The 20290-nt window shown below is 58.8% G+C and carries 14 protein-coding genes; 5 read left to right on the top strand and 9 right to left on the bottom strand.

Annotated elements, in window-relative coordinates:
* Positions 1 to 82: 82 nt before the first annotated feature.
* Positions 83 to 3964 (bottom strand): ATP-dependent RNA helicase HrpA, encoded by a 3882-nt coding sequence (gene hrpA, locus FCN80_RS02685; protein WP_196239149.1) that lies wholly within the window; start codon positions 3962 to 3964, stop codon positions 83 to 85.
* A 227-nt stretch (positions 3965 to 4191) separates the two neighbouring features.
* Here hrpA and FCN80_RS02690 point away from each other — a divergent pair, with 227 nt between their 5' ends.
* Positions 4192 to 4797: an FMN-dependent NADH-azoreductase gene (locus FCN80_RS02690; RefSeq protein WP_136988349.1), complete on the top strand. Its 606-nt coding sequence runs from the start codon at positions 4192 to 4194 to the stop codon at positions 4795 to 4797.
* A gap of 17 nt (positions 4798 to 4814) precedes the next feature.
* Here the strand turns inward: FCN80_RS02690 and FCN80_RS02695 are convergent, their stop codons facing one another.
* Positions 4815 to 5087: a YnbE family lipoprotein gene (locus FCN80_RS02695; protein WP_136988350.1), complete on the bottom strand. Its 273-nt coding sequence runs from the start codon at positions 5085 to 5087 to the stop codon at positions 4815 to 4817.
* Complete coding sequence (locus FCN80_RS02700) at positions 5084 to 7711, bottom strand: YdbH family protein (RefSeq protein ID WP_136988351.1); 2628 nt, start codon at positions 7709 to 7711, stop codon at positions 5084 to 5086. Before FCN80_RS02700 ends, FCN80_RS02695 begins: the two co-directional genes overlap by 4 nt.
* Before the next feature lie 108 nt (positions 7712 to 7819).
* Here FCN80_RS02700 and FCN80_RS02705 point away from each other — a divergent pair, with 108 nt between their 5' ends.
* A complete protein-coding gene (locus FCN80_RS02705) occupies positions 7820 to 8812 on the top strand; it encodes a 2-hydroxyacid dehydrogenase (protein ID WP_136988352.1) in 993 nt (330 codons plus the stop codon).
* A 42-nt stretch (positions 8813 to 8854) separates the two neighbouring features.
* Here the strand turns inward: FCN80_RS02705 and FCN80_RS02710 are convergent, their stop codons facing one another.
* Positions 8855 to 9130: a putative hemolysin gene (locus FCN80_RS02710; RefSeq protein ID WP_136988353.1), complete on the bottom strand. Its 276-nt coding sequence runs from the start codon at positions 9128 to 9130 to the stop codon at positions 8855 to 8857.
* A gap of 265 nt (positions 9131 to 9395) precedes the next feature.
* Positions 9396 to 10184, bottom strand: a complete 789-nt coding sequence (locus FCN80_RS02715) for a hypothetical protein (RefSeq protein WP_136988354.1) — start codon at positions 10182 to 10184, stop codon at positions 9396 to 9398.
* A gap of 198 nt (positions 10185 to 10382) precedes the next feature.
* On the opposite strand from FCN80_RS02715, the gene nifJ reads away from it, so the two are divergent.
* The 3 genes from nifJ (at position 10383) to ttcA (ending at position 15551) form a co-directional block, all read left to right on the top strand.
* Positions 10383 to 13910, top strand: coding sequence for a pyruvate:ferredoxin (flavodoxin) oxidoreductase (gene nifJ / locus FCN80_RS02720; protein ID WP_136988355.1), 3528 nt, complete (start codon positions 10383 to 10385; stop codon positions 13908 to 13910).
* 132 nt (positions 13911 to 14042) lie between these two features.
* Positions 14043 to 14531, top strand: coding sequence for a hypothetical protein (locus FCN80_RS02725; RefSeq protein WP_136988356.1), 489 nt, complete (start codon positions 14043 to 14045; stop codon positions 14529 to 14531).
* A 96-nt stretch (positions 14532 to 14627) separates the two neighbouring features.
* Positions 14628 to 15551, top strand: a complete 924-nt coding sequence (gene ttcA, locus FCN80_RS02730; protein WP_136988357.1) for a tRNA 2-thiocytidine(32) synthetase TtcA — start codon at positions 14628 to 14630, stop codon at positions 15549 to 15551.
* A 69-nt stretch (positions 15552 to 15620) separates the two neighbouring features.
* On the opposite strand, the gene FCN80_RS02735 is transcribed toward ttcA, so the two are convergent.
* From FCN80_RS02735 to FCN80_RS02750, 4 genes are all read right to left on the bottom strand, one after another.
* A complete protein-coding gene (locus FCN80_RS02735) occupies positions 15621 to 15827 on the bottom strand; it encodes a hypothetical protein (RefSeq protein ID WP_136988358.1) in 207 nt (68 codons plus the stop codon).
* 436 nt (positions 15828 to 16263) lie between these two features.
* Positions 16264 to 17241: a zinc transporter ZntB gene (gene zntB, locus FCN80_RS02740; protein WP_230492473.1), complete on the bottom strand. Its 978-nt coding sequence runs from the start codon at positions 17239 to 17241 to the stop codon at positions 16264 to 16266.
* Between the two features lie 92 nt (positions 17242 to 17333).
* Entirely contained in the window at positions 17334 to 18293 is a 960-nt protein-coding gene (corA, locus tag FCN80_RS02745) for a magnesium/cobalt transporter CorA (RefSeq protein ID WP_230492455.1), read from the bottom strand.
* A 185-nt stretch (positions 18294 to 18478) separates the two neighbouring features.
* Positions 18479 to 20095, bottom strand: a complete 1617-nt coding sequence (locus FCN80_RS02750; RefSeq protein ID WP_136988361.1) for a peptide ABC transporter substrate-binding protein — start codon at positions 20093 to 20095, stop codon at positions 18479 to 18481.
* Between the last annotated feature and the right edge of the window lie 195 nt (positions 20096 to 20290).

The following is a 20290-nucleotide window of genomic DNA, read 5'->3' on the forward strand; positions in this document are numbered from 1 at the left end:
CCTGGACGTCTATCATCGACGCTTACCGGCGGCCGCTAAAGCGATCAACGGATGGTGATACGCCGGGCCGCCGCCGGCCGTTTCACGGCTGAATGCCCTCCATGGCCTGCTGTATGCGCTTTTCCGAGATGGGGTGCGGGGTGCCTAACTGTTGCGCGAAATAACTGACCCGCAACTCCTCAATCATCCAGCGAACATTCCGCACATCGTCATCTTCCCGGCGGGCCGGGGGCAATTTGTCCAGCCAGGTCCGCACACTTTGCTCCGCCTGCTCGACTTTTAGCATTTGCGCCCGATCCCGGTGAGGGTCGATGGGCAATTTTTCCAAACGCCGCTCAATAGCCCGCAGGTAACGCAGGGTATCCGGTAAGCGCCGCCAGCCATTGCCGGTGACGAAACCGCGGTAGATAAGCCCGCCCATTTGGCTTTTGATATCCGACAGCGCCAATGCCAGGGAAATGTCCACCCGGCCTTTCAATCGCTGATTAATGGCGAACACCAAGGTCAGGATTTGTTCAACCTGTATGGCGATATCCACCACCACGCCGTTCAAATTGGCGCGAACATATTCCTGCAAAGCGGCGAAACCGGTTTCGTTCCAGGCCGGCCCGTCCCGGTCCGCCATCAACTTGTCCACTCCGCAGGCGATGCAGTCGTCAATAAGCGCCATGACCTTGCCGTAGGGATTGAAATACAGCCCCAGTTTGGCCTTGTTAGGCAGTTTTTCATGCAGGTATTTAATGGGCGAAGGAATATTGATGAGCAACAGCCGCCGGGTACCGAGCCACATGGCGCGCCGCTGGTCGTGTTCGGTTTCAAACAAGCGTATGGCGACGCTGTCTTTGTCGTCCACCAGCGCCGGGTAAGCCTTCAGCGAATAGTTGCCTTTTTTCTGTTCATATCGCTGAGGCAATTCGCCGAAGCTCCAGATATGCAAATCCCGCTGTTCGATGCCTTCATCCGCCACCGCGGACAATGTCTGTTGTACATGGGCCTTGAGCTGCTGTTTCAGCACATCGAGATCCTTGCCTTCCCGCAGGGTTTTGTGTTGTTCGTCCACCACCCGGAAGGTCATTTTCAGGTGGTCGGGCACCTGGTCCCATTGCCAGGCGTCCCGATCGACGGTCACACCGCTCATGCGGCGCAATTCCCGTTCCAGCGCGTCCAGTAACGCGCCTTCTCCGGCCGCCACCCGTTCAAGGAAGGCCTCGGCGTAGTTGGGGGCGGGAACAAAGTTACGACGTAACGTTTTCGGTAAGGATTTAATCAGGGCGATGACCAATTCGCGCCGTACCCCCGGAATCTGCCAGTCGAATCCCTGAGGGGATACCTGGTTGAGCAAAGGCAGGGGGATATGCACCGTGACGCCGTCGGCGTCGGCGCCCGGCTCGAACTGGTAGCTTAGGCGCAACCGCAGATTGCCTTGCTGCCAGTAGTTGGGGTAATCCAGCGCGCTGATCCGCTCGGCGCCGTCTTTGATCAGCATGTTTTTGGCAAAATTCAGCCGCTCCGGATCCTGCCGGGCGGCAATTTTCCACCACTGATCGAAGTGCCTGGCCGAAATCGCCTCGCGGCCGATGCGCTGGTCATAAAAAGCAAACAAGGTCTCGTCATCCACCAGGATGTCCCGGCGGCGGGATTTGTGCTCCAGTTCTTCCACTTCCCCCAGCAGTCGTCGATTGGCGTGAAAAAAAGCGTGGCGGGTGACCCAATCGCCTTCCACCAGCGCATGGCGGATAAACAGTTCACGGCAGAGCACCGGGTCGATGGCGCTGTAATTGACCTTGCGTCCGACCACAAGGGGCAACCCCAGTAATGTGACCCTCTCCAGCGCCATGACTGCGCCGGCCGCCTTTTCCCAGTGGGGTTCGCTGTAGCTGCGCTTGATCAGATGCTGGGCCAGCGGCTCAATCCATTCCGGTTCGATGCGCGCCGCGATGCGCCCCCACAGCCGGCTGGTTTCCACCAGTTCAGCGGCCACGGTCCATTTGGGCGGCTTCTTGAACAGTCCTGATCCGGGATAGATGGCGAACCGGGCATTCCGCGTACCGGTATATTCGTGTTTGTCGGCGTCTTTTTGGCCGATATGGGACAATAAGCCGGCCAGCAGCGCGCAATGCAGGCCGCGGTAATCCGCCGGCGCCGTGTTGACCGGTAGGCCAAGGGTTTTCACCTGTTGGCGCAACTGGGTGTATACGTCCTGCCATTCCCGCACCCGCAAATAACTGAGAAAATCGGTGCGGCATAGTTTGCGGAACTGGCTGGCGGGCAGCAGTTTCTGCTGTTCCTGCACATAGTCCCACAATCTGACGAACGACAGAAAATCCGACTCTTTGTCGGCGAAGCGGCGATGCTTTTCATCAGCGGCCTGTTTTTTATCCAACGGCCGTTCCCGGGGATCCTGAATGGACAAGGCGGCGGCGATGACCATCACTTCGCGAACGCACCCGCTGTTGCGGGCCTCCAGCACCATCCGCGCCAAACGGGGATCCAGGGGTAACTGGGCCAATTGCCGGCCGACGGCACTTAAGCGATATCCCCGCGGGGACGGTTCCGCCAGGGCGCCCAGCTCTTCCAGCAAGCGTACCCCGTCCTGGATTTGCCGCTTATCCGGCGCATCCACGAACGGGAAAGCGGCGATATCGCCTAATCCCAGCGCGGTCATTTGCAGGATAACGGATGCCAGATGCGTGCGCAGAATTTCCGGATCGGTGAATGCCGGGCGGCCGAGAAAATCCTGCTCGGAATACAACCGGATGCAAATGCCGGCCGCCACCCGTCCGCACCGCCCCTTACGCTGGTTGGCGGACGCCTGGGAAACCGGTTCGATGGGCAGGCGCTGCACCTTGGTACGAAAGCTATAGCGGCTGATGCGCGCCGTGCCGGGGTCGATGACATAGCGGATGCCCGGCACGGTGAGCGACGTCTCGGCCACATTGGTGGCCAGGACGATACGACGGCCGGTGTGCGGTTGAAAAATGCGGTTCTGCTCGCTGTTGGAAAGCCGTGCGTAAAGCGGCAGAATCTCGGTGTGCGGCAACTCCAGTTTGTTCAAGCCGTCGGCGGTATCGCGGATTTCACGCTCGCCGCTCATGAATATCAGGATATCCCCCGGCGCTTCGCGGTCCAGCTCCGCCACCGCATCAAAGAGGCCTTGCATCAGATCGCCGTCGCCGTCGTTTTCCGCCAATGGCCGGTAGCGGACCTCGACCGGGTAGGTGCGGCCAGATACCTCAATAATGGGCGCCTGGTTGAAATGTCGGGAAAACCGGGCCGGATCAATGGTCGCCGAAGTGATAATCACCTTCAAATCCGGCCGTTTGGGCAATAACTGGCGCAAATAGCCAAGGATGAAGTCGATATTCAGGCTGCGTTCGTGAGCCTCGTCGATAATGAGGGTGTCATATTGCATCAATAGCCTGTCCTGCTGGATCTCCGCCAGCAGGATACCGTCGGTCATCAGTTTTATCAGGGTATTGTCGCTGATATTGTCATTGAAACGGACCTTATAACCCACCGCTTCCCCCAGCGGTACCGACATTTCCTGGGCGATGCGATCGGCCACGCTGCGCGCCGCCAAACGGCGCGGCTGCGTATGGCCGATCATCCCGGTGATGCCCCGCCCCAGTTCCAGGCACATTTTGGGGATCTGCGTGGTCTTGCCGGAGCCGGTTTCGCCGGCGATGATCACGACCTGGTTGTCGCGGATGGCTTGCACGATATCAGCGCGTTTCTGACTGACCGGCAACTGGCCGGGATAATCGACGGTCGGCACCGCCGCCCGCCGGCGGGCGGCGCGCTCCGCGGACACGCGGATATCCGCGGCAATCTGGTCGGCGGCGGCGAGCCGCGCCTCTGGCCGGCTTACGTTCATCGCGCCCTGTAAACGGCGGCGCAATGGGGTTTTATCGCAAAGCATTACGGACTCTAGCGATGCGGACAACGCCGCTAACGATGACTTCACTGTTTCTTTCCTTAACCTGCAACCGGCGACGGTAGCCGCCGGCCCTACTTGTGTCATGGCGCAAGCTTAGCATATCCGGCCCGCCGACTTAACCGCCCGCCGGGTTGTTCAGATTATTCGAACAAACAGCTCGAAATATTGCGCTATCACTGGCCGGCGTTAATCCATAAAGTATCCTTCATTGCCCAATGGGTCGGTTACCCGATCAAGAATAAGGAATGAATGAGATGAGTAAGGTGTTAGTTCTGAAATCCAGTATTTTGGCCACGTTTTCCCAATCCAACCATTTGGCCGACTTCTTTATCGAACAGTGGCAGCAGACCCATAGCGGCGATCAGGTGACCGTTCGCGATCTGGCCGCCCAGCCGATACCGGTACTGGACGGCGAGCTGGTCGGCGCCCTGCGGCCGGCCGACGCAACCTTGACGCCCCGCCAACAGGACGCCCTGACGTTGTCGGATGCGCTGATAAACGAACTACAGGCCCATGATACCGTGGTTATCGCGGTGCCGATGTACAATTTCAATATTTCAACCCAGTTGAAAAACTACTTCGATCTTATCGCCCGCGCCGGCGTGACATTCCGTTACACCGAACAGGGTCCGGAAGGCCTGGTCAAAAACAAACGCGTCATCGTCCTCACCAGCCGGGGCGGCGTGCATAAAGATACCCCAAGCGATCTGGTCACCGCGTACCTGCGTTTGTTCCTGGGTTTCCTTGGCATGACCGACGTGGAATTCGTGTACGTGGAAGGCGTGGCCTACGGTCCCGAAGTGGCCACCAAAGCCCAGAGCGAAGCCAAATCCCTGATAAGCGGCATCATCGCCGCCTGAAGGTGAATTACCCTCGATTATTGGTCAGTCGGGCTGCCTTGCGCATCTCCGGATGCGCTTTTTTGGTTGGTCGCCGGACAGTTTTGCACCCCGGGACATAAGACCGGCCGCAACAACGCCACGCTTTGCCGGTCCGCCTTCACGGTAATGTCATGCTCAATCTTGACATTCATATTAATCGTGATCGGTTGGCTGGGCATCGCCAGCTCAATGCGGGGCGTACAAGACACCGCCGCCGTCGCGGCCGCCAGCAGGCACAACCGTCCCCAAGCCGTCCTTATCGTCGTCATCTTGCCGCCCCCTCAGGCAAAGCCGCCTGTTTCTCCAGCGTCTGTTCCACCTGGGTACCGAAGCGCAGGCTGCGCCAGAGCTGGAACACATTTTCCTCGTGCCGGTAGTTTAACCGCACCTCTCGCCTGATCCCGTTTTGCGGGTGGCGTCCGCTTAACTGGGCCTGTAACAGTAAATTTCCCCGGCGATCCAGCGCCACAGCGGCGCGGACACGGCTTATCTCCAGATAGCGCAACCAACCGATGGCGGCGCCGGTGGCCAGGTTGCGTCCGGCTATCTGGTCGGCGAACTGCGGGTCCAGACGCAGGGTCATCGCCCGGTCGTTGGTTAGCCGGCCGCGGCGAATATACCCGCGCGGATCGGCGAAATCCACCGGCAACTCGCCGCTGATCCGTCCGGACAATGCGAACTGCCGCACATTGAGCGCGGTAATCAGATCGCTGGTTTCCAACGAGCGCAGGCGGATAATCGCCGCTTCCCGCTGGGGCAGACTTAAAGGCGATAAACTGATCTCGCCGCCCAGCGTCGCCGCCGAAAACGCCGTCAGCGTCAGGGGATGGCGGGTGTCGTAAGGATAATAGCCCTGCACGTCGACCGCCAGATGATCGAAGTTCACCGGCGCGGTGATTGAGGCTATTTTAAGGGAAACGGGCGCTTTTACCCCCAGTTGCCAGCGCTGGTCCCGTAGCCGGTAAGACAAGCCGAGCGAGATCCCGCGCAGACGGTTTTCACCGTACCAGACATCCGCGCGGCTGACGACCGCGTGGCCGCCGGCCAGGAATCCCTGTCCCACGGCGGCGGAAAACGCGCTTTGCGCGTGGAAAACGCCGTCATGCAGCGTCAGGGGTAAACCCGGCGACAGCAAACTCTGAAAAACCCGTAACGGCTGCTGCGGCCACCAAGCCTGGCCGCGAAAACGCCGGCCGTCCCAGCGGCCGGTTAATCTTATCGGCCCCATGGGGCCGGCGCCAAGCCATCCGCACCAGAGAAAATCCTGGGGGCCGCGGCCGTCCAATTGCACGTCCAGGCGGGGCGACGACATTTCTCCGCCGTGCTGGATGGCTATCCGCCGCGCCGTCAGTCGCAACGCGCCGCTAAAGGACGGTTGCGCGGCATCGCGCCGCCAGCGTACAGGCGAAACCAGGCTCAAACGGGGGGCATCGACCCGCGCTAAGCCGTAGTTTATCTGGCTCAAGCCGCTGTTCAATTGATCCAGTTCGATAACGTCGGCCAGCCAGTTGCCCGTGCCGCTGATATGCCAGTGTGCCCGGAACGGGGCGAAATGGCCGTTCCCCCAATATCGCCAACGCCATTCACCCCGATCAGGCCAAAAATCCTTCGCGCGGCCGTCCAGGTGCAACGTGAAACGTCCCAATTTATCGGCGTCGGCTGCCAATATGGCCTGCAATCGGCCGTTAAAACCCTGTGATGAAAGCCGCATGCCCGCCAACGGCAACCGGGCGCTGGAAATGTTCAGCCCGCTTAACACCGGCCCCACCACCCGCAACAACGAACCCGACCCCATGACAAGCGTCGGGTCGAAAAGCGGACCGCGCAACTGGCCGGGGATCGTGGCGTAAAGGGCCAGCGCGCCCTGATTGGCTTGGCCGGTCAAATGGAAATCCAGCGCGTTGTCGGTCAGGCCGACGCGGCCCGGCCCCAGATTCAATACCGCGTTGGCCCGGCCTTTGACGCCGCCGGTCAGAATATTCATACGCGCGGAGATATCCAGCGCGGGAAGATCGGCCCGCCAGTTCCCCAAACTGATGGACAGATTGCCGCTTAGCGGCTGAACGCCATAAGGCCAGCGCCATTCACCCGCGGCGATAACCAGGGTATCCCCGTCGTCGATGCGCCAGGGCAGGCGGGCCAGGCGGGCGCCGGTTTGCCGGTCATCGATGGTAAACACGCCGTGTTTTTGCCGCCAGTCCAACGCCATGGACAGCGGCATACCGCCCGGCCAGGACAGCTCGGCGCGCACCGATCCCTGCGCCGGCAAGGCGTTTAAATGAGGCGATAATCGCGCGTCGCCGTCCAGGCTCAAGGTAAAGTGACTGATCGGGTCGCGCAATTGCGCCCGTCCGATGGACAGCCGGTCGCCTTGCACACGCACATCCAGCGTCAGCCGTTCCCCGTCGTAGCGCGCGCGGGTCTCCGACCGGCGGTGTTCTATGGCCAGTCGGCCGGCGTACGCATCCCAGGGCGCGATGTCCAGGCGCTCGATGGTCAATGACAATGGCGGCGTCTTATCCAGCATAGCCCGCCAGGGGATATCGCCGCCGGATTCGCCAGGCATGCCGGAAACGCATGTCGTGTCCAGCCGCACCCGCCCGGCGCCGACACGCCAGAGTCCGTCTGCGCGCTTGAACCTGATATCGCCAGCATCCAGCCAGACACAGTCGCCCCGATGCAGGGCGATCTCCGCCAGCGTTACCCCGCCCCGGCGCCAGACTGGCCGCTCGGCTACCCGCAAATGCACGCCGTCGGGCAGGTATCGCCCGGCCAGCGCCGGCAGCCATACCGGCAGGGCGTACCAAGCGGCGGCGGCGAACAGCGACAGCGTGGCAAGCAACAGGCCGATGCATAGGACCAGACGTCTGACTATACCGGATATGCTGTTCATGCCATTCCTTTGTTGTTCCGATACCGGCAAGATACCATAATTGGCTTAAAGATAATGTCCGCCCTGCCGGCGCCATGGCCGCGCCGGTCGCCAAATGGAGAAAAGCTTATGAAAGTCGCTGTTTACAGCACCAAAAATTACGATCTGAAGTACCTGTCGCAGGTGAATGCGCGTTACGGTTATGAACTGGAATACTATGATTTTCAGTTAAGCCCGCGTACCGCCAAAACTGCGGAGGGATGCGACGCGGTTTGCATTTTCGTCAATGACGACGGCGGACGCGATGTCCTGGAAATCCTGGCCGGCCTGGGGGTAAAAACCGTCGCGCTGCGTTGCGCCGGGTTTGATAATGTCGATCTGGATGCGGCCAAAAAACTGGGGATCGCCGTGGTACGGGTGCCCGCCTACTCGCCGGAAGCCGTGGCGGAACACGCGGTCGGCATGATGATGTGCCTTAACCGCCGTATCCATCGCGCCTATCAACGCACCCGCGACGCCAATTTTTCGTTGGAGGGGCTTATCGGCTTCAATATGCATAACCGCACCGCCGGCGTGATTGGTACGGGCAAAATCGGGGTGGCGGCCATGCGGATATTGAAGGGCTTTGGTATGCGGCTTTTGGCCTTCGATCCCTATCCGAGCGCGCAGGCTCTGGACTTGGGCGCCGAATATGTCGACTTGCCTACCCTGTTCGCCCAATCCGACGTCATTACCCTACACTGCCCGTTGACCCCGGAAAACCATCACCTGCTCGACCGCGAAGCTTTCGCGCAAATGAAAAACGGCGTCATGATTATCAATACCAGTCGCGGCGGACTGATTGACTCGCAGGCGGCGATTGAATCGCTAAAGCAGCAGAAAATCGGCGCGCTCGGCATGGACGTCTATGAAAACGAGCGGGATCTGTTTTTTGAGGATAATTCCAACGATGTCATACAGGATGATGTGTTCCGTAGACTGTCGGCTTGCCATAATGTTTTGTTTACCGGACATCAGGCTTTCCTGACCGAGGAAGCGTTGATAGGCATCGGTGAAATCACGCTGCAAAATCTTGCGCAGGTCAGCAAAGGGGAACATTGCCCGAATTTGCTCAATGGCTGATACCGCTGGCGGGCCGACGCGCGGGCCCGCTCTGGCGTCCGCTCAGCCCGCCGGACAGGCGCCATTCAGTAATGTCCCTTCTTCACATCGTTTGCCATTGGCCAACTGGCAGGTTTCAATCGAACTGCCGTCCAGTTGCTGGGTCGGGGCCAGGATCCCGCCCACCAATCGGCATTGGGCTTCAATGGCCGACATCACCCGTTGCTGAGGCGGCAGATGCGCTGCGGTGCCTTGCTGCTCGGGCTCCTGATCGGACTGGCTGCTACAAGCGACCAAAAATAACGCGGCGGTTGCCAAAAACCACAAAGACATTTTCATCAATGTGCTCCGGACGTCCAGGTTAGGAACATTCTTAAGGGTGCCAGTGTAGACCCGGCCTGGCCGGGCGTCGAGCGTCAAATCGCGCCTTTACATTCTGACCGCCGAACACATCGCGCCCACCAAAGCCGGCTCGGCCACCAGGCACGGGACCCATTTTGCGGCCCGCGAGGGCGAATGCCGCCAGCGGACAGGCGGCGTGAAACGCGGCGAATGACCGCCCGGAAAGACCGCGCGCCAACGGATACCACCGCTATTTCCTTGCCTATTGGACGGGATGGAAGCCCAGATTCAGCAAATCGATCACCTTGGGCACCTTGGGCGGGACAAGACCGCCCCTGGCCGCCTTTGCGGCCCGATATGCCTTGGCGACAATATATAAGCGCCTTTGCTCCTGCTTATGGTAGATACCGTGCTTTATTATCACTTCCGTCGCCGACACGCCTTTGGCAATGGCCGGTAAACAGTGGAACGTCATCATGAACGCTTGCATGAGTCGTTGCATGGCGGGGTTATCGATGCCATGGCTTTGAATGATATCTCGGCAATTGCCGCCTTCGGCCAGCACTTTGCCGATAGCGCCGGTTTGCAGGGAGGCTTGGTGCAGCGCCAGCATCTTGGCCGGATCCGTAATACCGTATTTCCCGGCGATAAAACGGCAATTGACCAATCCGGCCGCCTCGCGCCGGGCCAGGGCGAACAGATCGGCATCCGCATTTTCGCCCGTGTCGCCGGCATGGCACGTCGCCGGGGCCGCCAGCCGTCCGCAGAGGGTATATGGCTTGAACCGCGCGTCAGCGTGACGCCGCGCGGACGGCCCGGAAGCATTGGCCAACGGCGCCTGGCCGTCGGCATGATATGCCATCCCGGTTGGCCGGGCCGGCACCGCCAACCGGTTTTGCGCCGAGCCGACAGATAACCCGCAGACAGGTTCGTTATGCATCTTGGCGATTGGCAGGATGCCGCGATGGACGAACACCGTGCGCGTCTCGGCGGACCCCGGCCGCGACGCCTCATGGCAAAACGCCGGTGTGATTTTCGATAGGCTATACATTTTATCTTCCTGTAGGGTGTTTTTTATGAAGGCTCCACTTTAACGCCAGCCATTCAAACCGCGGAGCAACTGGCCGTGGTTAGTCCCTTCGTCGCACAAAAGCAAAAATGCCCTGCCGTTTCTACTGTTATACTGGACGCCAATTATGATAACCCGATGATTTTTACGGCTATCATTCCCGAGCAAATAAGGTAAAACATGATCACCACAGACGGTAATAACGCAGTCGCCTCGGTGGCCTACCGTGTCAATGAAGTCATCGCGATTTATCCCATCACCCCCAGCTCCACTATGGCCGAGCAAGCCTCGGCCTGGTCTGAGGCCGGCACGCCCAATCTTTGGGGCGACATACCGCGGGTGGTGGAGATGCAATCCGAAGGCGGCGCTATCGCCACGGTGCATGGCGCGCTGCAAACCGGCGCTTTGGCCACATCGTTTACGTCCTCCCAGGGATTGCTGCTGATGATCCCGACGCTGTATAAGCTGGCGGGACAACTAACGCCTTTTGTTTTACATGTGGCGGCCCGAACCGTGGCCACCCATGCCTTGTCCATTTTCGGCGATCATTCCGATGTCATGGCGGTTCGCCAGACCGGCTGCGCGATGCTGTGCGCCGGCAATGTCCAGGAAGCGCAGGATTTCGCGCTGATCGCGCAAATAGCCAGTCTACAAAGCCGGTTACCCTTTATTCATTTTTTCGATGGTTTCCGGACGTCCCACGAAATTAACAAAATTGCGCCATTGGGCGATGACACCCTAAGACGCCTGCTCCCCCAGTCGGCCATCGATGCGCACCGGCGGCGGGCATTGACTCCGGATCATCCGGCGATTCGCGGCACTTCCGCCAATCCGGATACCTATTTCCAGTCCAGGGAAGCCACCAATCCCTGGTATGATCAGGCCTACGGCCATGTCGCCGACGCCATGGCGGCGTTTGCCGAAGCGACCGGCCGACACTATCAGCCTTTCGAATATTACGGCCATCCGCAGGCGGAACGGGTCATTGTCCTGATGGGGTCGGCCATGGGCACCGCCGAGGAGGTCATCGACACCCTGCTCTCGCGCGGCGAAAAAGTCGGTATGGTGAAGGTTCGGCTCTACCGGCCGTTCTCGGCCGAGCATTTACTGGCGGCCATTCCCGAGAGCGTAGGCGGCATCGCGGTATTGGATCGCACCAAGGAACCCGGCGCGCTGGCCGAACCCCTGTATCTTGATGTCACCACCGCCTTGGCGGAAGCCTATAACCAGGGCCGGCGGGATCGGTTGCCGCGCACCATTGGCGGCCGCTATGGCTTGTCGTCGAAGGAATTCGATCCCGCCTGCGTGCTGGCCATCTTCAGCGAGCTGGCTTTGCCGCGGCCGAGACCGCGCTTTACCGTCGGCATTTACGATGACGTCACCCAATTGTCCCTGCCGTTGCCAGAGGCCGATTTGCCGCACCGCGCCAAACTGGAAGCGCTGTTTTACGGACTGGGCAGCGACGGAACCGTCTCCGCCACTAAAAACAACATCAAAATCATTGGCAACAGCACCGCGCTGTTCGCCCAGGGTTATTTCGTCTACGATTCGAAAAAAGCCGGCGGTCTGACGGTATCCCACTTACGGGTCAGCGAAAATCCTATTAATTCGGCCTATCTTATCAGTCGCGCTGATTTCATCGGCTGCCACCAGATGCAGTTCGTCGATAAATACCACATGGTGGAACGGTTGCGGACAGGGGGTATTTTCCTGCTCAATACCCCTTACAGCGTTGACGAGGTATGGGCCCGCCTGCCCCAGGAAGTTCAGGCGTTGCTCAGGCGTCAGCAGGCACGGTTTTATATTATCAATGCGGCGCAAATCGCCCGCGAATGCCGGTTGGGCGCGCGCATAAACACCGTGATGCAGATGGCCTTTTTCCAACTGACCGGAATTTTGCCGCCGGACGCTGCGCTGGCGGCATTGCAAACGGCCATTTCCCGCAGTTACGCCAGCAAAGGGCAGGACGTGGTGGAACGCAACTGGCGGGCATTGGCGGCAACCCGTGAAGCGTTGCATGCGGTGCCGCTGCAAACGGTGAACACGCAGAGTCCGATGCGTCCGCCGGTGGTTTCCGACGCGGCCCCGGATTTTGTGAAGACCGTGACGGCGGCCATGCTTTCGGGCTTGGGCGATGCGCTGCCGGTATCGGCTCTGCCGCCGGACGGAACCTGGCCGGTAGGCACGACCCGCTGGGAAAAACGGAATATCGCCGAACGGATACCGTTGTGGAAAGCGGAATTGTGTACCCAATGTAATCATTGCGTCGCCGCCTGCCCCCACGCCGCCATCCGGGCCAAGGTCGTCGCCCCTGAAGCCATGGCGGACGCCCCTGACGGGCTGGCGTCGCTGGAAGTGAAGTCGCGGGATATGCGCGGCCGGAAATATGTGTTGCAGGTGGCGCCGGAAGACTGCACAGGCTGTAATTTGTGCGTCGAGGTCTGCCCGGCCAAGGATCGCCAGGATCCGGACATCAAGGCCATCAATATGGCCTCGCGGTTGACGCATGTGGAAGAAGAAAAGCGGCATTATGATTTCTTCCTTAACTTACCGGAGATGGCGCCCACCGACCTGGAACGAATCGATATCCGCACCTCGCAGCTGATTACGCCGCTGTTTGAATATTCCGGCGCCTGTTCGGGCTGCGGCGAAACGCCCTATATCAAACTGTTGACCCAGTTATATGGGGATCGGCTGCTTATCGCCAATGCCACCGGTTGCTCGTCCATTTATGGCGGCAATTTGCCCACCACGCCTTATACCGTCAATGCCGAGGGCCGGGGACCGGCCTGGGCGAATTCCCTGTTTGAAGATAACGCCGAATTCGGTCTGGGCTTTCGGCTGACGGTGGATAGTCATCGCCGGCGCGTCCTGCGACTGCTTGAGCGGCAACGGGACTGGCTGCCGGCCGAGTTGTTCGACGGTTTGCAGGATCAGCGCGTCGCCGTACCGGAGCGGCGACGGCAAATCGACGAACTCCGCGACCGGCTAAACGGCCGCGATGACGCCGACTGCCGGCAATTGGCGGCCGACGCCGATTATCTGGTGGACAAGTCCATCTGGCTTATCGGCGGCGACGGCTGGGCCTACGACATCGGTTTTGGCGGGCTGGACCATGTGCTGAGCTTAACGGAAAACATCAATGTACTGGTGCTGGATACCCAGTGCTACTCCAATACCGGCGGTCAGCAATCCAAAGCGACGCCGCTCGGGGCGGTGACCAAATTCGGCGAGCAGGGCAAACGGAAAGCCCGCAAAGACCTGGGCGTAAGCATGATGATGTACGGCCATGTCTATGTCGCGCAAATTTCCCTGGGCGCGCAGCTCAACCAGACGGTAAAAGCCATTCAGGAAGCCGAAGCGTATCCTGGCCCCTCGCTTATCATCGCCTATAGCCCCTGCGAGGAACACGGTTACGACCTGGCGTTAAGCCATGAACAAATGCGGCAGCTCACCGCCACCGGTTTCTGGCCGCTATACCGGTACGACCCGAGACGCGCCGAGGAAGGCAAATTGCCATTGTCGCTGGATTCGCGCCCGCCTGGCAGCGAACTTGGCGCGACGCTCCTAAACGAGCAGCGCTTTCGCCGGTTAAACAGTCAGCAGCCGGAGGTGGCCGAGACCCTTTACCAAACGGCGGAGCAGCAACTTAAAGACAAGTATGCGTTTTTGGCGCGACTGGCGGGTAAAGCGGAATCAGCGGATTGATCCCGGCCCGAATGCACAACGGCGGTAGACGATACCGCCGTTTTTTTTGACCCGGGCATCGGCGGCGGCGGGACTTTCCACTCGTCGGGGAAGGCGTTATCATTGCCGCGGACGGTTAATCAGGGTGGGATAATGGATAATCATGACGACATCGATCGCCCGTATCGCCCGGCGCGTCGGCAGTTCTTTTTGTCCTGGGCGGCCTATGTCCGCCCGCTGGTGTTGTTCGCCGTACTCAGCGCTCTTGGCCTGCTGGTTTCCCAGTCGGCCAAAACGGCCGATATTATCCTGGGCGGCTATGGGATCTTGTTTATCGGCATTGTCAAAGTGATTTATGATATCGCCGCGCGCCGGCGCTTCCGGTTTTTCTTCGACCCGGAAGGCGTGTGGTTGGACGGCGGTCCGCTGTCTTGGCGCCGGCGGAAAAAAGGCATGACCTGGCTGGAAATCGATGAAGCCGCCGGGCTTACCGAACCGTTCGGCTGGCTGACCCATTCCCATGGCATTGACATCAGCAGTCGGTTCAGCCCGTCCCGGCGCCTGCGTCTTTCTCATATTAAACATGGCGATGAGGCCGTCGCGGCCATCAATGACATACTGGCGGAGGATTTTGCGGACTAACGGCGCCCAAACCGGTATAATCGCCAGCATTTGTCGCCCGGCGTTCCCCTATTCTCGCGGGCGGCGCGGGTGTCCTTTCTGTAAGGCTTAACGACCGTGGTTGAAAAACAGACCTATAACTTCAATAAACTGCAAAAGCGCCTGCGCCGCCAGGTGGGCCAGGCTATCGCCGATTTCAATATGATTGAAGAAGGCGACAGAGTGATGGTGTGTCTGTCGGGGGGCAAAGACAGTTATACCCTGCTGGATATCCTGCGCAGTCTGCAACGGAGCGCGCCGGTGCGCTTCACGCTCATAGCGGTCAACCTCGATCAGAAACAGCCTGGTTTTCCCGGAGACGTTCTGCCCGCTTACCTGTCGTCCCTGGACATCGAATACCTTATCGTTGAGGAAAATACGTATTCCATCGTTAAGGAGAAGATTCCCGAGGGCAAAACCACCTGCTCGCTCTGTTCCCGCCTGCGGCGGGGTATCCTGTACCGTACCGCCGGCGAACTGGGCGCCACCAAAATCGCGCTGGGGCATCATCGGGACGATATGCTGCAAACGCTGTTTCTGAACATGTTTTATGGCGGCAAGCTCAAGGCCATGCCGCCCAAGCTGATGAGCGACGACGGCCGGCATATCGTCATCCGCCCGCTGGCCTATTGCCGGGAAAAGGATATCGTCCGCTATGCCCAGGCGCGGGCGTTTCCCATTATCCCGTGCAATTTGTGCGGTTCGCAGCCGAATTTGCAACGGCAAGTGGTGGGGGACATGCTGCGCGACTGGGATAAACGTTATCCGGGACGAATCGAGACCCTGTTCCGGTCAATGCGAAACGTGGTGCCCTCCCACCTGGCCGACAACCGGTTATTCGATTTCCAGGGGCTAACGAAAGACGGCGGCGTCATCGACGGCGGCGATATGGCGTTTGATCGGCAACCGTTCCCCGCCGGGCCCTCCGCCTGGGAGGACGACGAGCCGGATGCCCTATCTTATCCCGCCGGCCAAAGGCTGCCGGTCGTCGAAATTCCGTAACACGCGATCAACGCCCCCGCCATGGTGCGGGGTCATTGATGGGGGGGCCGCGCCGGCAACGATCCGCGTTCAGGCCGTCAGCATTCTATGCGGCGGCGGATCCTTTATGGGCCTGGGGTTGGGTTCCATCGGCGGTTCGATGGGCGGCGCCGGCAGCGGATCCGGGATGGGCGGAGGGTCGGTGGGAATGGGTTCATTGGGAATCGGTTCGGTAGGGATGCTCAATCGATACCGGCACAATCGGTCATGGCCGGCGGGTTTTGACGTCAGGAACATACTATCCACCTCGTAATGGTCTATTGGCCTCATCGCGCATCGCCATGCCTGTTCAAACCTGGCGGCCCAATCCTTGCGAAGCGGTCTTTCCTTGGTATGATTTAAGAATAGCGGCCGATCGCCGTCTGGACAAATTGCCGGACGTCGGAGCGAAATCCGTCTCATGGGGCATAACGTCTTGCGTTCGACGCGCAAAGGCGCGGCGAGACAAAAAAAATGCCAGGTCATAAACCCGGCATTATGTGAATTAAATATGCTATGCAATAATTCAAAAAAAGGAAGTAAGACAATATGGAGCGCAACGCCCATCGCTTGACGTTGCATTCACCTGCACGATTGATAATGCCCCATCGTGCCATGATGTTTTTTGACATTGCTCAATTTTGATGGCTTTTTTCCGGTTTTTTCGCCGTGAAATAGCCGAAATATCTCGATGTTATAACCATTTACGATGTTTTAACCACCAGGCAACAGCAATAATCAATCCCACCAGCAGCACACAGAATACGCTAAAGCCATAGCGCATATTGCCGCCCGGAATGCCGCCTAGATTGACGCCGAACAAACCGGTCAGAAAGGTGGTGGGCAGAAAAATCATGGCCAACAGCGACATGGTATAGCTGCGACGATTGATGGCCTCGGCGGTCAGTCCATTGATTTCATCGGCAATGACGGCGGTACGCGCGATGCCGCCGTCGATATCTTCAATTCCCCTGCCCAACCGGTCGGCGATATCCTGCATGCGCCGCCGGTTGTCTTCGTCCATCCAGGGCAAATGTTCGCTGGCCAAGCGGGAGAAGACATCGCGCTGCGGCGCCATATACCGGCGCAGGACGATAAGTTGTTTGCGCAATTGCGCCAGTTCCCGGCGGGGAGGGATCTGCTGTTCCAGCAGATCGTTTTCCAGGGCGATGATTTTATCGTGCATTTCATCGATAAAATCGCCGGTATGATCGGTCAGCGTATCGCACATCTCCACCAGCCAGGTTCCGCTATCAACGGGCCCCTGCTTCATTTGCAGTTCGCCGCGCAGTTCCTCCACCGCCTGGATCGGCTGGCGCCGGGTGGTGACAATCAATTTCGCGGAAATATAAATACGCAGCACGATGAGTTCTTCCGGCGATTCATCGGTATTGAAATTAATACTGCGTAAAATGATCAAAGCCCCTTCGGGCAAGCGGTGAACCCGCGGTCGCACACTGTTGCCGGCCAGGGATTCCCGTACCGGGTCGGGGATAAGCGGCGTGCTGTCCAGCCACGCCATACTGGCCTGGTGTTCAATATCAAGGTGCAGCCAGCAGGGGTTTTCGCAGCGCACGATATCCGCCGCCTCAATGGGCAATATGCCGCCGGCGCCGTCCAACTGCCCGGCATAGAGAACGCCGTTGATATGTAGAGCGTCATGATCAATCACATTCAATCTGGTTCACCTTTTTTACCCGGGAAAACACAGTTCGCAAGGCTTAACGGCGCGTTGCCCGCGAAAAACCAGGGCTGTCGCCGGCCCTAAAGCCACTGCGCTCGCTTAAGCTTTCGGTAAAGCCCCACGCAGCCTATCACGGTCACCAGCAATACCGCGGGATACCCCCAGGGGATTTTCAACTCGGGCATAACGGCGAAATTCATTCCATACAAACTGAAGATGACGGTCGGGATGGCGAGTATGGCGCCCCAACCGGCCAGCTTTTTCACCACCTCATTTTGCTTGACCGATACCAGGGCGAGATTGACGTGCATGGCATTGGTCAGCATTTCACGCATATCGTCGGTCAGGGTAAGGACCTGGCGGGCATGATCCTGGATATCGCGGATGTAGGCGCGCAGTTCCTTGGGGATGATTTTTACATGCAGATGAATCAATTGGCCACAGATATCGTCCAGGGGAATGACGGCATTGTGCATCGACAGCAAATTGCGGCGCAAATGATAGACCTGCTCCATCGCCCGGGGATCGAATTCCGACTTGAACAGGCGTGATTCGATGGCTTCAAATTGTGTCTGGTACTGATTAATGATTTCCAGATAATTATCCACCACAACATCCAGAATGAGATACAGGGCAAATCCCGGCCCGCGGGCCAGCATGTCCCGGTTTTCCTCTGCCCGCTGGCGGATGGCGTCCTTATCGCCCGACAGATCGTGCCGGACGGTGATGATATACCGTTCACCAACGAACGCATGCATTTCGCCACGCCGGACGTCCCCGTCCGCCAGCCGCACCGTTTTCACCACAACGAACAGCGAATCGCCATAGGCGTCGATTTTCGGCCGCTGACGCGCGGCCAGGGCATCTTCGATCGCCAGCTCGTGCAAACCGAATTCCTGTTGAATCCTGCCCAGGACCTTGGCATCGGTTTGCCGCAAATCCAGCCAGACAAACGTCTCGGGCTGCTTTAGCGTCTCACTGATATCATCGATAGCCACGTCGCCCAGCAATTTGCCCGCCCGATAGGCGACACAGCTCATCACCTGCTCCATACTCCGTCCCATCGTTTTGGTTTATTTTCCCATTATCGGTGGGATATCCGCGTAACGGGCCCGCAGAACCCGCTCACCACCGGAAACCGCCGGATAACCTATTCAATTATAGGGCAGTTTAGGCGATAGCGCCGTTTCCTCGGGGATTGGCGGCATCCGGCTCCCCTCGGCTCTCAGTGTTTGAGTATATACAGGGTCTGACTGTAGGCGACGTCTTCGGGGTTAGTGATGGGGTAACCCTTGACCCAAGGCTTGATTAACCGGCCGTTGGTATATTGATAGAGCGGCGCGATGGGCGCCTGTTCGGCCAGAAGGGTTTCCGCCTGATTGTAATCCTCCTCCAGTCGAGTCGGGTTGGTTTGTCGGCTGGCTTGCTCCAGCAACCGGTCATATTGCGGGTCGGAGAATTTGGCGATATTGCCGCTATGAGCCGAGGTCAACAGGGTCAGGAAGGTGGATGGCTCGTTGTAGTCGCCGACCCAGGACGCGCGCACCACATCGAAGTTGCCGGTATTGCGGCTATCGATATAGGTTTTCCACTCCTGATTGACCAACTTGACGTTGACGCCAAGTTTTTTCTTCCACATAGAAGCAATGGCGATAGCGATTTTTTCGTGGATTTCCGAGGTGTTATACAGCAAAGTCAGCGTTAGCGGTTTTTGCGGACCGTAGCCCGCCGCGGCCATCAGCACTTTTGCCTGGGCATCCAGTTCCCCCTGGGAATGTTGTTGCAGATAGCTGGGAGTCGGCTTGAAACCGGCGGTCACATCCGGCGTGAAATGCCAAGCCGGTTTCTCCCCGGTACCCAGCACTTTTTCGGCGATAATCCGCCGGTCGATGGCGTAAGACAGCGCTTTGCGGACCCGTACATCGCTGGTGGGCGGGCGCCGGGTATTGAACGCATAATAATAGGTGCCCAGTTGATCAGGGGTATAAACCTGGCCGGGAATATCCCGCATCAGTTGCTGATAACGGTTTTTCGGAAAAGATTCGGTGATATCGATACCATTGGCCAAATAACGGTTCAGGGCGGCGCTTTCCTGGTTGATGGGCACAAACGTCACCTGGGTCAGTACGGTATGACGATGGTCCCAATAATAGGGATTGGGCGTGAGCACCAGTTTTTCATTCACCACCCGCTGTTGCAATTGGAAAGCGCCATTGCCCACAAGATTACCGACCTTGGTCCAGGCGTCGCCGTATTTCTCCACCGTGGCTCGGTGAACCGGATAAAGGCTGAAATTGGCGGCCAGGCTGGCGAAATATGGCACCGGTTTGTCCAACGTCACTTTCAATGTGTAGTCATCGGGAGCGCTGACCCCCAGCCGATCGGGGGGCAGCTTGCCGGCGATGATATCGCCGGCGTTGGCCAAACCGGCCAGTTCGGCGAACCAGGCAAAGGTGGAATGGTTTTTCGGATCCGCCAGCCGGCGCCAGCTATACACGAAATCCTCTGCGGTGACAGGGTCACCATTGGACCAGCGGGCATCATGCCGCAGATGAAAGACATAGGTTCGATTGTCGTTGGTCTGCCAGCTTAACGCCACGCCGGGGACGGGCCGGCCATGCGGGTCTTCGTTGACCAGTCCTTCGAACACATCGCGGATAACCTGGGCCTCGGGCAAACCGACCGCCTGAATGGGGTCGAGCGAGGCGGGTTCATCCTTAATATGCCGGACGATATGCTGCTGCTGGGCCAGTTGTGCGCCCGGCGGTACCGTGGCGGACTGGGCAAAGCCGCAGACCGCCAACATCAGCGAAGCGCAAAGCGCGTATTTCAACCCCGTCATAAGCTTATCCTTACCATAATCATCGGTTAGCCAACGCCCCATCCCACGGGCGAGACGCCTTAAAAAATGCGACATAACGCCGTCAACCCAGAGACGACTTGAAGCAGGACGGATATACCATGATAGTATCTGTATCCCAATGTTATTTTTCGTCGCCGGGTTCGCGTTACGGCAAATCGACACGGCCGCAGGTTG

This window comes from Martelella alba, from assembly GCF_005217455.1.
Classification (GTDB): domain Bacteria; phylum Pseudomonadota; class Gammaproteobacteria; order Enterobacterales; family Enterobacteriaceae; genus Acerihabitans.

Bases quoted from the DNA above. Each gene is read 5' to 3' on its own strand.
- FCN80_RS02700 (WP_136988351.1), bottom strand. From the start codon at position 7,711: ATGAACAGCATATCCGGTATAGTCAGACGTCTGGTCCTATGCATCGGC.
- FCN80_RS02725 (WP_136988356.1), top strand. From the start codon at position 14,043: ATGGATAATCATGACGACATCGATCGCCCGTATCGCCCGGCGCGTCGG.
- FCN80_RS02710 (WP_136988353.1), bottom strand. From the start codon at position 9,130: ATGAAAATGTCTTTGTGGTTTTTGGCAACCGCCGCGTTATTTTTGGTC.
- FCN80_RS02705 (WP_136988352.1), top strand. From the start codon at position 7,820: ATGAAAGTCGCTGTTTACAGCACCAAAAATTACGATCTGAAGTACCTG.
- corA (WP_230492455.1), bottom strand. From the start codon at position 18,293: ATGAGCTGTGTCGCCTATCGGGCGGGCAAATTGCTGGGCGACGTGGCT.
- FCN80_RS02735 (WP_136988358.1), bottom strand. From the start codon at position 15,827: ATGTTCCTGACGTCAAAACCCGCCGGCCATGACCGATTGTGCCGGTAT.
- FCN80_RS02750 (WP_136988361.1), bottom strand. From the start codon at position 20,095: ATGACGGGGTTGAAATACGCGCTTTGCGCTTCGCTGATGTTGGCGGTC.
- FCN80_RS02715 (WP_136988354.1), bottom strand. From the start codon at position 10,184: ATGTATAGCCTATCGAAAATCACACCGGCGTTTTGCCATGAGGCGTCG.
- FCN80_RS02695 (WP_136988350.1), bottom strand. From the start codon at position 5,087: ATGACGACGATAAGGACGGCTTGGGGACGGTTGTGCCTGCTGGCGGCC.
- FCN80_RS02690 (WP_136988349.1), top strand. From the start codon at position 4,192: ATGAGTAAGGTGTTAGTTCTGAAATCCAGTATTTTGGCCACGTTTTCC.
- nifJ (WP_136988355.1), top strand. From the start codon at position 10,383: ATGATCACCACAGACGGTAATAACGCAGTCGCCTCGGTGGCCTACCGT.